Genomic DNA, 14471 nt, shown 5'->3' on the forward strand with positions numbered 1-14471 from the left:
CATTTGCGGAATTCAGGTTATATTATTTGCTCATACACTTGCTTTTAATAGGGATTCCCGAAATTGATCATTTTCTTCTAAATAAATTACTAAATAACATTAGGTTATCTCGATTTCTAGCAGGGCATACTACCCTTCTTTAAATCGATTGTTGACTTAATCTAAAGGTAAGAAATTTAATAATATTTAATCATTAGCTTCTTCTTTGTTCGGGAATCCCTATTTTAAATTTTCACCATTCTTATATGTTAGTTTAATGAGATTTGACTAACATAAAAAATGTCAAAAGTTTGTTAATTTTCTTTTATTAACAAGTGAAAATTGTATATAATCAACAAGTAAAAAATTACCACTTTAATTAAAAATAATTTAGAATTTAATTAAAGATTGCTATCTACCCTACCCTCAATTTAACTTTAGAGATATTTGTGAACAAAACAAAATCAATACTTTTAATTTTAGTAGTTTTAGTTATCGCTTTAATTATTACTTTTTCTTTCTCTGGCAGTAAAAGTAGCTCAGAAAAAAGTAATCAGCCAAAACAAAAACTATACGTTTACAACTGGACAGAATACATTACTAGTGATTTATTAAAAAAATTCACTGACGAAACCGGAATTGAAGTGGTATACACTACCTACGAAAGTAATGAAGAGATGTATGCTAAGTTAAAATTAAACAGCAACTCTAGTCAACCTTACGACATCGTAGTTCCTTCAAATCACTTTGTTGCAAGATTAATTGCAGAAAATTTAATTCAACCTTTAGATTTATCTCAACTTCAAACTGATAATCTTTTACCTGAAGTTTTAAATAAGCCATTTGATCCTGAAAATAAATATTCAATTCCTTATACTTATGGCTTTACTACTATTGGTATTGATAAATCATACGCTCCTAACTTAGAAATTAAATCTTGGAACGATTTATGGAAACCAGAGTTTAAAGATTTAATGATCTTAAATGATCAGCGTGATCTTTTCTCTATTGCTTTAAAATCTCTTGGTTATGATCCAAACACAACTAACCCAGATGAAATTAAACAAGCATATGAGAAACTAGCTACTTTAGTGAATAAAGTTAAAGTATTTAACTCTGACGCTCCAGAAGTGCCTTTTGTTAATAAAGAAGTACAAACTGGTATTCTATGGACTGGTTCAGCATTTCGTGGTTCAATAGATGATAGCGATATCTCTGTGATGTGGCCAGAAGAAGGTGCAGTACAATTTATCGATTCTTTTGTGATTCCTGTTGGAGCTAAAAATACTGAAGAAGCGTATCAATTTATTAATTTCATGCTACAGCCTGAAAACGCTTATGAAATTTTAGTAAATTTAGGTTTCCAACCTGCTAATCGTTTAATTAAAGATCTACTACCAATTGAATGGCAAAACTCAACGATCCTTTTCCCACCTGAATGGGTATTTGAAAAATCATCATTCAATGCTGATGTGGATAATAAAACTTTAGAGCTATATAACAAATATTGGAACCAGTTAAGAGTTTCTGGTAATAACTAATATTTTCTTATATAAAAAACAGGATACCAATGGTATCCTGTTTTTTTTGAAATTTTCAATTTGCTAGTTGGCAAAATAAACTTTTTTATGTTAATATTATTCTAAAGAAGAAAACGTATCCAGCCAAACATATCTTTACGAATTCTATTCGGAGAGTATTTTTCTATTAAAATTTAATAGTTAAAAAGAAATCTATAGTTTTATTAAAAATATCTTTAACTTGAATTAATCTTTTAGTAAATTTTAAAACTATGAGCGAAAATAACTACAATTTAAATCTGCCTCAGACAGATTTCCCTATGCGTGGTGAACTACCAAAACGTGAACCACAAATGCTAGAACAATGGTACAAAGACGATTTATATCAATTAATTCGTAAATCACGCGAAAATCGTCCTCTATATATCCTACACGATGGTCCTCCATATGCTAATGGTACTATCCACTTAGGACACGCACTAAATAAAATTCTTAAAGATATTATTATAAAATCAAAAACTATCGAAGGATTTGATTCTCCATATGTTCCTGGTTGGGACTGCCACGGTTTACCAATTGAATTAAAAGTAGAAAGTTTAGTAGGTAAACCTGGTATCAATATCGACGCTAGTGAATTCCGTAAAAAATGTCGTGAATATGCGTTAGAACAAGTAAACTTACAGCGCAATGACTTTAAACGTCTTGGTGTTTTAGGTGATTGGGATAACCCTTACCTAACAATGGACTATAAAACTGAAGCAGAGATTATTCGTACTTTAGGTCGTTTAGTTAAAAATGGTCACATGTTCAAAGGTCACAAACCTGTATATTGGTGTGTAGACTGTAAATCTGCTTTAGCTGAAGCTGAAGTTGAATACCGCGATAAAAAATCAGAATCTATCTATGTAGCTTTCGAAGCTAAAGATGCTAATAGCGTAGTTACAAAATTTGGTGTTACTGATACAAGTATTCCTACTTACGCAGTAATCTGGACAACAACTCCTTGGACAATCCCAGGTAACCGTGCTATTTCATTACACCCTGAATTAGAATACGCATTAGTTAAAGTAAAATTAGATAACAACCAATATTTTGCAAATGAACAATACTTCATCTTAGCAAAAGAATTAGTTGAAACTGTAGCTGAACATTGTAAATTCTCTTCTTTCGAAGTAGTAGGTACACCTGTACTTGGTAAAGACTTAGAATTATTAACATTTGTTCACCCATTATTTGGTCATGATGTACCTTTCTTACTAGGTGAGCACGTTGGTTTAGACGCTGGTACAGGTCTAGTACATACAGCTCCTGATTACGGTATCGAAGACTTTGATGTATGTAAAAAATACGGCATTGGTCTAACAAACAACATCAATGATGATTCTGAATTTAAAGCTGATGTTCCTAAATTTGCAGGTCTAAAAATCTTTGATGCAAATGTTCCTGTAATTAAAGAGCTTGCTTATGCTGGTCGTTTAGTATTTAAATCATCAATCAACCACTCATACCCACACTGTTGGCGTCACAAAACTCCAGTAGTTTTCCGTGCTACTCCACAATGGTTCATCGGTATGGATGTTGCAGGCTTACGTAACTCTGTATTAAATGAAATCCGTAATGAAGTATCTTGGATTCCTGCATGGGGTGAATCACGTATCGACAACATGGTAAGTGGTCGTCCAGACTGGTGTATCTCACGTCAACGTACTTGGGGTGTACCAATTCCAGTATTTACTCATAAAGAAACTGGTGAATTACATCCAAATACTTTAGATATTATCGAAAAAGTTGCACAGTTAGTTGAAAAAGATAGTATCCAAGCATGGTGGGATGCAAGCAACGAAGAGCTTTTAGGTAAAGAAGATGCAGATAAATACACTAAAGCAAAAGATACTTTAGATGTATGGTTTGACTCTGGATCTACTAGTGAAACAGTTACAAAATTACGTCCAGAATTCAAAGGTCATAAAGCTAATATGTACCTAGAAGGTTCTGACCAACACCGTGGTTGGTTCATGTCATCAATCTGTATCGGTGCAGGTGTAACTGGTAAAGCTCCTTATAAGGAAGTGTTAACTCACGGCTTTATCGTTGATGGTAACGGACAAAAAATGTCTAAATCTTTAGGTAACGTAATCGTTCCTCAAGAAGTTAACGAAAAATACGGTGCAGACATCTTACGTTTATGGGTAGCACAAACTGACTATACAACTGATATCCGTGTTTCTGATGAGATCTTAAAACGTTCAGTTGACCAATATCGTCGTATCCGTAATACAACGCGTTTCTTACTAGCTAACTTAAACGGTTTCGATCCAGCTAAACATGCGGTACCATTTGATCAAATGCTTTCAGTTGATCGTTACATCGTTTCTTTAGCTAATAGCTACCAAACACAAATTAGAGAAAACTACAACTCATATGAGTTACACTTAATTGTTAAAGCTCTAATGCAGTTCTGTTCAGTAGACTTAGGTTCATTCTACCTAGATACAGTTAAAGACCGTATCTATACACTTAAAGAAGATAGCCTAGCTCGTCGTTCAGCACAAACTGCAATGTACCACGTAGCTGAAGCTTTAGTAAGATGGATGGCGCCAATCTTAAGCTTTACTTCACAAGAAGCTTGGGAACAACTACCTGGTGAGCGTGATAAATATGTATTCACTTCTTACCACTACGAAAATCTTCAACCTAATGATACTGAACTAAATGATTTATCTTGGAAAGAGTTACTATTAGTTCGTGATCAAGCTAACGTTGCTTTAGAAAACTTACGTAAAAACAAAACTATCGGTTCATCTTTAGATGCTGAATTAACAGTTTACGTATCTCCTAAAGCTCCAGCTTTAGCTAAAGCACTTGAAACTTTAGCTTCAGAAGCTAAATACGTTTTCTTAGTGTCTAAACTAAACGTTAAAGCATTAGAAAACGCTGAAGGTGAAGAATTATTCAAAGTTGAAGCTAAGAAATTTGACGCTCCAAAATGTAACCGTTGTTGGCATTTAGATCCTTCAGTTGGTACACATGCTGAACATGAAGAGTTATGTTCTCGTTGTGTAGATAACTTAGAAGGTGAAGGCGAAACTCGTCACTTTGCTTAATTATTACAATAATCTAATATTCGAACAGTTGAAAAGAGCGGGGTCCGTTTTAGGATCCTGCTCTTTTTCCTTTAAAGTTGTGTATAATTTATAACGGTATAAAAGTTTAACTAAATCAAATTATGGCAAAACTATTCTTCTATTACTCAACCATGAATGCTGGTAAAAGCACTAACCTTTTGCAAGCTTCTCATAACTATAAAGAGAGAGGATTTAATACAATACTCTTTAATTTTTATGCTGATAATCGTGCAGCAGATGGACAGTTAGTTAATACTGAGCTTTACATCACTTCACGTCTTGGTATTAGAGAAAAGGCAAATCCATTTGCTTCTAATACTAATATGATTGAAGCTGTCAAAGAGCTCCAACAAAGCGATTTACCTTTAAAAGATGAACAAGGTAATAATCGCCCAGTAGGAGCAATTTTAATCGATGAAGCTCAATTTCTAACTCCAGAGCAAGTTAAACAACTATCTGACATAGTTGACTTTATGAATATCCCTGTCCTTTGTTATGGCATCAGAACTGATTTTTTAGGTGAGCCTTTTGCGGGATCTGCTTGGTTATTAGCTTGGGCTGATGAAATAGTGGAATTAAAAACTATTTGTGCAACAGGTAAAAAAGCCACTTTTGTACTTCGTCTAGATGAAAATGGCGTCCCACAAAGTAAGGGAGAGAAAGTACAAATTGGTGGTAATAATGTTTACGTTGCTGTATCGCGCAAGCTTCACAAAGAAGCATTAGCTAATGGTACTTTAGAAAATGCACAATACCATGATTTTGAATAAACAAGGATAAAGAAAATGACTCATAATTTTAATTACGATTTACTTGTAGTTGGTGGTGGTAGTGGTGGAATTGCTACTGCAAATCGTGCAGCCATCTACGGTGCAAAAGTAGCAGTAATTGAAGCTAAAGAATTAGGTGGAACTTGCGTTAACGTAGGTTGTGTACCTAAAAAAGTTTTATGGAATGGAGCAAATCTTTACAGTCAGCTAAAACACCTAAGTGAAGACTACGGTTTTACTACCCAAGTAAGCAATTTAGACTTTAGCAAACTAGTTGCTAATCGCCAAGCTTACATCTCACGTATCCATAACTCTTACAGTAATGTTTTCGAAAAAAATAAAGTTACTGTATTAAAAGGCTGGGGATCTTTAGTTGATAAGAATACGGTTAAAGTAGTTGGGCAAGATGGCAACGAGAAGCTTTATACTGCAGAGCGCATTCTTTTAGCACCAGGCGGTAAAGCAACTTTCCCTGAAATTCAAGGAGTAGAATTAGGTACTGACTCTGATGGCTTCTTCGATCTAACTTCACTACCAAAAAGTGCGACAATTGTGGGCGCTGGATACATTGCTGTAGAAATCGCAGGAGTATTAAACTCATTTGGTGTTGATACTACTTTAGTAACGCGTGGGGATCGTCCTTTACGCTGGTTAGATAAAGATGTTGCCAATGAATTACTCGAGAATTTTAACTTACAAGGTTTAAAGCATGTAGCTAATGCCTCTTATAGTAAAGTTGAAAAACTTGATAATGGTTTAACTCGTTTAATTACAGATAAAGGAAATATTGATTCTGAATTCTTAGTATGGGCAATAGGTCGTAAACCAAATCTTTCAGGATTAAATCTTGAAGAAGTTGGTGTTGAAGTTGATAAAGACGGATTTATTGTTACCAACGAACTAAGTGAAACTTCTGTAAGTAATATTTTAGCTATTGGTGATGCAGTAAACTTACCAGCCTTAACTCCAGTGGCAATCAAAACCGGCCGCACACTAGCAGAGCGTTTATATAACGGTAAAACTGGTTGGCATTTTAATAAAGATTCTCTAATCCCTACAGTTATCTTTAGCCACCCAGCTATAGGTACTATTGGTTATAGTGAAGAAAAAGCACTTGAAATCTTTGGTAAATTTGACGCAAAAGAAAATCCAAATGGTATTAAAGTATACCGCAGTAAATTTACTTCAATGCTAACTGCCGTAACCTCTCATCCTGAAAAAGTATTTATGAAACTAGTCGTGCAAGGAGAAAATGAAAAAGTTATCGGTCTGCACGGTATCGGTTTAGGGATAGATGAGATTATCCAAGGATTTGCTGTGGCAATGCAAATGGGAGCAACAAAAGCTGACTTTGACAACACTGTAGCTATCCACCCTACAGGTGCCGAAGAATTTGTAACTATGCGCTAATTATGAAAGAAAGTAATAAAATTTATAGCGAGCAAGATTTTAATCCAAGCTATTGGCGTATTTTCAAAGGCATAGCTTCCTTATATGGTACTAATGCCTTAGCAAATTTTGCTCAAGCTCAAGTTATCGTAGTTGGTGCTGGTGGTGTTGGCTCTTGGGCTATTGAAGCTTTAGCAAGAAGTGGCGTTGGTTCATTGATCTTAGTTGACTCTGATGACATCTGCTTATCTAATATCAACCGTCAATTACCAGCAATGCATTCTACTGCCGGCGAAGACAAAATCGACATTATGGGAGATAGATGTTTAGATATCAATCCACTTATTTCCTTAATTAAGATCGATCGTTTTCTTGCTCCTGAAAACTTACGTGAAATAATTAAACCACAAAAGTTTACTTCTAAAATTTTTGCTCAAGAGCAAGAAATTACTCCTAAACTGTATGTCATAGATGCAATTGACGATGCTAATGTCAAAGCAAGTTTAGTGAACTATTGTCGTCAAAATAAAATTAAATTGGTAGTATGCGGTGCTGCTGGAGGGAAATTTGATCCTACTAAAATTCGCTTAACCGATCTCACAGAAACCACGCAAGATCCATTAATTGCTAATGTGAGAAATCGTTTACGCCGAGAATACGGTTACCGTGAAAGATTTAAGGATAAAAAATTTAATGTCCCTACTGTTTTTTCACTTGAACAAATGAGCCTACCAACAGATAGCAAAACCTGTGATATCCAAAAACTAAACTGTAATAATGGCTACGGTTCAGCTACTGCAGTAACAGCTACTTTTGCTAACTTTGCAGTTGCCAGAATTCTTGACTATATTAAAAAAGCTTAGCTTCTTGCTAAGCTTTTTATGTTATTATAGGGGTAACTAATACTTTCAGTTGAAAGAACTATTAGTAAAAATATAAGCTGCGGCTTATTAACTAAAACAAGGTAATCACTTATTATGAAAAAGACAGCTTTATCTGTAGCTTTAGCTACATTTGCACTCTTTAACACAGCTGAGGCTGATGTTTTATCGTCAATCCAACCAATTGGCTTTATTGTAGCTGATTTAACTAAGAATGTAACTAATAATTCAGTTTTAATTCCAGCAAATAAATCTCCACACTCAGCACAATTAACTCCTAAAGATCTAGCAACTGTAAAAAATAGCGATCTTCTGGTATATATTGACGATAATATGGAAATTAGTTTAGGTAAGGTAGTTAATAACTCAAGAACCAAACCTAAAAATGTCTTAGAATTATCTCAAATCCCTGCAATTAAAGCTTTATTAATCAAAGGGGTGCATCACGACCATGATGAGGAAGAACATCATCATGATCACCATGATGACGATGACCATAAGCATGATAGTCATGAACATGATGATGCTGATACTCATAAACATACCCATAGCGATGATAAAACTCATAAACATGAGCACAGCAGTGAACATAGCAAAGAGCAGCATGCCAATGAAGAGTTAGAAATTAACTATCATATTTGGACAAGTCCAATCATTGCCCAGCATATTGCTCAAGGTATTGCAGATAAATTAATTGAAATTTACCCTGACAAAAAAGAGACAATTCTTTCTAACCTTGCTGATTTTAACCAACAGTTAACCCTAACCAATAAAGAATTACAAGAGTTACTCACCCCTAATAAAATGAGTAATTTCTATGTTTACCATGATGCTTACACTTACTTTGAAACTGCTTACAACTTCCAAAGTAAAAATCGCGGGGCAATTTACTTTAATGTAAATGTTGATCCTTCGGTAAAAGTTATTAACGAGCTAAACAATAAAGCAAAAGAGGATAATGTAAAAGTAATTTTTACAGAGCCTCAATTTAATCAAGGAATTGCAAATAAATTAGCTCAATCTATTGGTGCTAAATTAGGTGTTTTAGATCCACTTGGTGTTGACCTAAAAGTACAACCAGGTGCTTACCAAGAGTTTCTAAAAAATCTAGGAAAAAGCTTTAGCATTCTTTTAAATCAATAAAAGAAAAGAGGAACTTTGCATTTAATGTAAAGTTCCTCTTACTTTTTCCCCGTAAACATCAGAGAGTTAAGAATTTTCTTTTTATATCTTCTTGACAATTAACTTTCAATTCATTATAATAATACCGTATTCAAAAGAACGGCGTGATGGCAGAATGGCTTATGCAGCGGATTGCAAATCCGTCTATCTCGGTTCAATTCCGGGTCGCGCCTCCATTTTTTATCTAGCTTTAACGCTAGATCTTTTTTTTATCCGAATTTCCAATCTTGCTGAGCATTCATTTTTGCTTTAGCCAAAAAGATCCCCTGAGTTCATTCTCAGGGGATCTTTTTTATTCTACTGGAATCATATGTTTAATTACTAAACTTAGTGACTCTCGTCCACAATAACGATTTATTGACATAGTATAGAAAACATCCATTTCTGGAGCTAAAGAATTTATTAGCTCTGGCGTAGCTTTAAATCTAATTCCAGAATGGCACATATTGTTGGCATCCATAAAATCTAAGATTAAAGTATCACGTTTGGATCTTCCTACTAAGCGTGGACTATTAAAGATCTTAAATCTACTCTTAAATACCGGTTCAGGGAAACCTTTACCCCATGGTCCTAAACGTACCAGCTCCTTAGCAAACTCTAAAGTTATATAGTTAACTGGAAGTTCAAGGTCACAGTAAATAGTTTCTTGACCAATATCATCAGGTTCAGCCAATTCTCGCACTACAGTTTCTAATGCTTGGCTAAACTGATCAAAATCTTTTTCTCTAATTGTTACCCCTGCAGCACCTGAGTGACCACCAAATTTAACAATTAGACCTGGATAACGTTTGGCAATAGTATCTAAACAGTCTTTTAAGTGTAGACTACTAATTGATCTTCCTGAACCTTTAATTAAGCCTCCCTCATCTGTGGAGAAAATAAAAGTTGGACGCCAATACTTGTCTTTAATAATTGAACTATTTAAACCTATAACCCCTAAATGCCAGCTTGGATCATATAGACAGATAGAGTAGCTATCAGAGTGACGAAAACGCATTTCAAATTGATCTAAAGCTTGTTGCGTATTTTCAGCTTGAACTACAGAACGCTTTTTATTAGTTTCTGCCATTTCACAAGCAATTACTTCAGCAACCCTTTCATCATCTGAAATTAAGCATTCAACTCCTTTAACCATGCTATCCATACGACCGATGGCATTAATTAGAGGAGCTACCTTAAAGCTAATATCGTCAACACCAAAATCAATATTATTGATCTTTTGTACTTTTAAAATAGCTTGTATACCTTTAGAGCAACGACCTGCACGAATACGTCTCACACCTTGTTCAACTAAAATTCTATTATTGTAATCAAGGTTAGCAAGATCTGCTACAGTACCAACTGCTACTAAATCGAGATATTGATCTGGATTAAAGCTCGCGTCGTAATTTTCTAAAAACTTATTAATTCTTTCACGTAAAAGTTCAATTTCAGCAGAATTTAATTTTTCGCCCTCTTTATTTTTATGTTCTAGAATTAAATTAATCTTTTCATAAATAATGGTGTTAGAAATATTTATCGCTTTAGTAATTACATTAAATTGTTCATTAATGTAGTAACTTAAAACTTTCATTAGGTAATAAGATACCCCTACACCAGTTAAGTTTTTTGAAGGGAAATTACAACCTTTTTGATTTGGGTTGATAATTGCATAAGCCGGAGGCACAGTATCCCCACCTAAGTGATGGTCAGTAATAATTACATCAACATTTTTAAAGTTGGCATACTCAACTCCATCAAAAGAGCTTATACCATTATCTACCGTAATTATTAAATTAGCGCGATGCTCTGTAATTGCAAGATCAACTAATGCTGGAGATAAACCGTAACCGTGAATAATTCTATCCGGAATTATATAGTTTACGTTAGTAAAACCTAAACGTTTAAGACTCATGTACACTAATGAAGTTGAAGTAGCTCCATCAGCATCATAGTCTCCTATTATTACTATTCTTTCATTTTCAATTAAAGCATTGATTAATCGTTTAATTGCTTTATTTAAATCTTTGAATAGAATCGGATTTATTAAATTACGTAAACTATAATCGAGCTGACTAACATCTGTTATGTTGCGATTAGAAAAGATATAGTCTTTAATCTGATCGGCTAAACCTAAAAGATGTTGCGGTTTACGCTCTACAACTTTTATAGTTTTTTCTAACATTTTTAAAAATCGATCCTTATTTATTTGTTTCTTTTCTATTGTATTTTATCACGTCTTGCAAAGAAAACGAAAAAAGCTAGATAACTTAGCAGTTATCTAGCTTTTTTAAAATATTTCAAGATAAAGTTAACCTTGACGATTCTTTAAGTAAGTGACTATATAATTAATCACAATAATGTAAATACCTATGTTAATCCAAACATCAGCAAGATTAAACACGGCAAAACTCCAACTTTCACCGAAGGTAAAATGAATAAAATCAATTACTCTACCAAACAGAATACGTTCTACTCCATTACCAAAAGCTCCTGCCGCTACACAAATTTGTGCAAAAGCAGTTACTTTTTCACTAAAAGTAGAATGCGGATAGGCAAAAGTTTTACTTGAGATATAAGTTAGGTATACTCCTACTAAAGTAGCAAAAGAGCCAACAACTATGCGCATTAAATTAGGATAATCCGAACCTATACTAAAGCTAAAACCATAGTTGTAAACTAAAGTCCATTGTAGGAACTTTTCTCCTAACACTGCAACACTCTGCCCATAGTAAAAATTAGTGTCAAAGTAATATTTACTATACCAATCTAAACCAACAAGGATTACTAATAATCCCAATCCTAAAACTATTAATCTATTTTGCATAAACTAAATATAAATTGTCTTCACTAAGCTCTTGCGAATATAACAGATTTAACTGCAAGCAGTCAGCTATTTGCGTTTGTTCAACTTCTTGCCTTAAAGCTTCTAAGCCAGAACCTAAAACCTTAGGAGCCATAAAATAGTGTAATTGATCAAATAATCTATTTTCAATTAAGGCGTTAGTTAAGCTACTTCCAGTTTCTACAAGTAAATTATTTATTCCTAGTGCTTTTAATTGTTTTAAAATTTCTTTTAATTGCTCTGGTTTATGAGAATCAAAACCACTAATAAACTTACTTGGAGCAAATTCTTTAGCTGAAGCTAAAGGATGAGGCTGACAAGAAACGATAACAATGTCTTCTCTTTTATGATGAGCAAATACCTCTTCGCTACCAGTTAGTTGCTGTGAATTATCTAGTAGAACTAACTTAGGTGAAATTACCTCTTCAGGAGCCAAATGCTCTTGAATTATTTGTGGAAATTCCGCATAACGCAAATTATATTTTGCCTTATCAACAATTACCGTTTTCGCACTTGCTAAAATTGCATCTGCTTGCCATCTCAAGCCTTGGACATAACTTCTAGCCTCCGGAGAGGTAATCCATTTAGAGTTGCCATTAGGTAGAGCAACTTTGCTATCAAGTGAAGCCCCAATTTTTATTTTAATAAAAGGTAACTCCCTCTCTTGCTGCTGTAAAGCAAAAAAGTCTTGATTAAGTTTCTCACATTTAGCAGAAGGAACAAATTCAACTTGAATGCCAGCTCTTTCTAAAATAGCAACCCCTTTGCCATTTACTTTATCAGTGCTATCTGCACTTAAATAAACTACCTTTTTAACCTGACAATCAGCTAATAAGTTGGCGCATGGAGGAGTACGACCAAAATGGGCACAAGGCTCTAAAGTAACATAGGCTGTCGCCCCTTTGATTAAATCTTGCCAAGTTTCTGGGTATCTTTCTTTTAAGGACAATACTGCAGCTCGTTCTGCGTGCGCAGTACCTGCAAATTTATGAAATCCTAAAGAAATAATTTGTTGGTCTTTAACTATAAGACAACCTACAGCAGGATTAGGGTAACAAGAGATTTTTCCTTGTAAAGCTAATTTGTAGGCTAGGTCTTGATAGAGATTTTCTAATTGTTGTTCAAACATCTAAGAATCTAATTTTAATTTAACCTGCGTAATATTTATAGGTGTTAATACCAAATAACACTAATAAAATAACTAAGAGTACTAAGATTTGCAATAAGCGTTTTTTACTCATTGGTTCGCGCATAAAAACTCCTTTAAAAAATTCTTTACGCCTGTTATAAGCTAGCTATAATTTTATCATTTGCGCCTAGAAAAAATTGTTTTTTCTTTGCTGTTGGATTTACATTTGTAGTTAAGTTACTTTTTTTGTAAGCTTACTTTTCTAGTAAGCTTACCTTAATAACTATAAATGCTCTTTATTTAATTCTAGGTTGACAAAATAGCAAGCCTAAAATAGAGATAAAATTGAAATTTTTAGTCGTAGATCTTAGCAAAAGCAACCACCAAAGCTAAAAAATTACGGTGAATTGTAAAAATTAGTGACAAAAATGAAAATTTAACAAATTTTGGACATAAAAAAAGTGGTTTCTTGTTATTAACAGTTTGAAAAACTGTATAATAATTATTAATTTAAACGGAGAATGTAAAAAATAACCGGGAGTCGCGTCCGCGATTTTCTCGCGGTTCGCGAACCATAAAGTTGCAAAATTCTATAGCCAACGATTTATTACAAAGAAGCAATATATTCGTTAAAGACCTCACTAGGAGTACGGTAATTAAGAACTTTGCGAGCTATATTATTGCAGAATCTAGATTGATATAAGCATGTGCTACGTGAAGCAAATTTAGCGGGTTTTTTCTTAGGATAGAAGTATCTACGATAGATCTTATGACTACACTCTTGGCGTGCGCGCTGATCAGGTCGTCCAACTTTACAGAAGTAAACCTTTATGCCTAAGGTTCTCTCAATTGTTTTGTAATCTGAGAACTCGATACCGTTATCACAGGTAATGCTCTTAACTACTTCTTCAGGCTTTTTACCAGCATTTCTTGCGATTCTACGTACTTCTCTAATTATTTCTTGAGCTACGTAACCTGCTTTCATGCTAGTTAGAGGAGTATAGATATGATAGCGGGAGTTGCGCTCCATCAGTGACAGTCTATAGCTTTCTCTACCAGCACCTACGAGAGTATCTAGTTCAAAGTGACCAAACTCATTCTCTAGGTTAGGGAAATCTATAGCGCGTTGATCAATTGTGCGGTATTCACCAGGTTTTTTCTTCTTATCGTATTCCTTAACTTGTCCAGTCTTGTGCTTTTTCTCGTTAGTAATTCTTTTTGGAATTAACCCAGATTTAGCCCAGTTATAGATAGTTTTAGGAGAAGACGGTAAGTATTTGCTTACGTTGGTTATTTTATGATGTTCTAGAAAGGACTCTATTTCCTGAATTACTCTACCTTCAGGTTGTTTCTTATCAATTAAACGTTTGATAAGTTTCTCATACTCCTTTCTAAGCTCTGGGTAGTCGCTGATAAACAATTCATATTTAGACTTTCTTCCTCTTAAGCTTTTCTTGTTATAGGTACTGTCATCATACAGTTGAAAGAACTCATTGCATTGTTGAGTACTACGAACGTCTGTACCTGTTTCTTTACAAAACTCAAGCCATTTAGAGCGACAAGAGTACAGTAGGTGCTCAATAGCTTTAAATGATTTTTGATTGTCTTCTGAAAGAAGTGTCTTAATGTTTTGGATAGAAAGGTTTAGTCCTGCTGCGCGTGTAGCGAATGC

General features: G+C 34.1%; 10 protein-coding genes and 1 tRNA gene. 7 read left to right on the top strand and 4 right to left on the bottom strand.

The features are described 5' to 3' along the window. Window positions 1–428: 428 nt before the first annotated feature. The 7 genes from CKF54_RS02800 to CKF54_RS02830 all read left to right on the top strand — a co-directional run bounded on the left by CKF54_RS02800 (window position 429) and on the right by CKF54_RS02830 (window position 9022). Window positions 429–1520: a PotD/PotF family extracellular solute-binding protein gene (locus CKF54_RS02800; RefSeq protein ID WP_222987486.1), complete on the top strand. Its 1092-nt coding sequence runs from the start codon at window positions 429–431 to the stop codon at window positions 1518–1520. A gap of 251 nt (window positions 1521–1771) precedes the next feature. Continuing rightward, window positions 1772–4603, top strand: a complete 2832-nt coding sequence (gene ileS / locus CKF54_RS02805; protein ID WP_119524767.1) for an isoleucine--tRNA ligase — start codon at window positions 1772–1774, stop codon at window positions 4601–4603. 122 nt (window positions 4604–4725) lie between these two features. Continuing rightward, a complete protein-coding gene (locus CKF54_RS02810) occupies window positions 4726–5394 on the top strand; it encodes a thymidine kinase (protein ID WP_119524768.1) in 669 nt (222 codons plus the stop codon). A gap of 15 nt (window positions 5395–5409) precedes the next feature. Next, window positions 5410–6804: a glutathione-disulfide reductase gene (gene gorA / locus CKF54_RS02815; protein ID WP_119524769.1), complete on the top strand. Its 1395-nt coding sequence runs from the start codon at window positions 5410–5412 to the stop codon at window positions 6802–6804. Window positions 6805–6806: 2 nt separating this feature from the next. Continuing rightward, entirely contained in the window at window positions 6807–7646 is an 840-nt protein-coding gene (locus CKF54_RS02820) for a ThiF family adenylyltransferase (protein ID WP_119524770.1), read from the top strand. A 114-nt stretch (window positions 7647–7760) separates the two neighbouring features. Continuing rightward, window positions 7761–8807 (top strand): zinc ABC transporter substrate-binding protein, encoded by a 1047-nt coding sequence (locus CKF54_RS02825; RefSeq protein WP_119524771.1) that lies wholly within the window; start codon window positions 7761–7763, stop codon window positions 8805–8807. Between the two features lie 140 nt (window positions 8808–8947). After that, window positions 8948–9022: transfer RNA gene (locus CKF54_RS02830), tRNA-Cys, on the top strand. A 116-nt stretch (window positions 9023–9138) separates the two neighbouring features. Here the strand turns inward: CKF54_RS02830 and recJ are convergent. From recJ to CKF54_RS02850, 4 genes are all read right to left on the bottom strand, one after another. Then, a complete protein-coding gene (gene recJ, locus CKF54_RS02835; RefSeq protein WP_119524772.1) occupies window positions 9139–11010 on the bottom strand; it encodes a single-stranded-DNA-specific exonuclease RecJ in 1872 nt (623 codons plus the stop codon). Between the two features lie 126 nt (window positions 11011–11136). Next, entirely contained in the window at window positions 11137–11652 is a 516-nt protein-coding gene (gene lspA, locus CKF54_RS02840) for a signal peptidase II (RefSeq protein ID WP_119524773.1), read from the bottom strand. Next, window positions 11642–12799, bottom strand: coding sequence for a bifunctional diaminohydroxyphosphoribosylaminopyrimidine deaminase/5-amino-6-(5-phosphoribosylamino)uracil reductase RibD (gene ribD, locus CKF54_RS02845; protein WP_119524774.1), 1158 nt, complete (start codon window positions 12797–12799; stop codon window positions 11642–11644). The genes lspA and ribD overlap by 11 nt, the downstream gene beginning before the upstream one ends. Window positions 12800–13406: 607 nt before the next feature. Next, on the bottom strand, window positions 13407–14471 hold a 1065-nt coding region (locus tag CKF54_RS02850; protein WP_119524775.1), incomplete at its 5' end, for an IS30 family transposase.

This window comes from Psittacicella hinzii, from assembly GCF_003585885.1.
Taxonomy (GTDB): domain Bacteria; phylum Pseudomonadota; class Gammaproteobacteria; order Enterobacterales; family Psittacicellaceae; genus Psittacicella.

Coding starts and splice junctions, on each gene's coding strand:
- ileS (WP_119524767.1), top strand. CDS start 1,772: ATGAGCGAAAATAACTACAATTTAAATCTGCCTCAGACAGATTTCCCT.
- CKF54_RS02810 (WP_119524768.1), top strand. CDS start 4,726: ATGGCAAAACTATTCTTCTATTACTCAACCATGAATGCTGGTAAAAGC.
- gorA (WP_119524769.1), top strand. CDS start 5,410: ATGACTCATAATTTTAATTACGATTTACTTGTAGTTGGTGGTGGTAGT.
- CKF54_RS02820 (WP_119524770.1), top strand. CDS start 6,807: ATGAAAGAAAGTAATAAAATTTATAGCGAGCAAGATTTTAATCCAAGC.
- CKF54_RS02825 (WP_119524771.1), top strand. CDS start 7,761: ATGAAAAAGACAGCTTTATCTGTAGCTTTAGCTACATTTGCACTCTTT.
- recJ (WP_119524772.1), bottom strand. CDS start 11,010: ATGTTAGAAAAAACTATAAAAGTTGTAGAGCGTAAACCGCAACATCTT.
- lspA (WP_119524773.1), bottom strand. CDS start 11,652: ATGCAAAATAGATTAATAGTTTTAGGATTGGGATTATTAGTAATCCTT.
- ribD (WP_119524774.1), bottom strand. CDS start 12,799: ATGTTTGAACAACAATTAGAAAATCTCTATCAAGACCTAGCCTACAAA.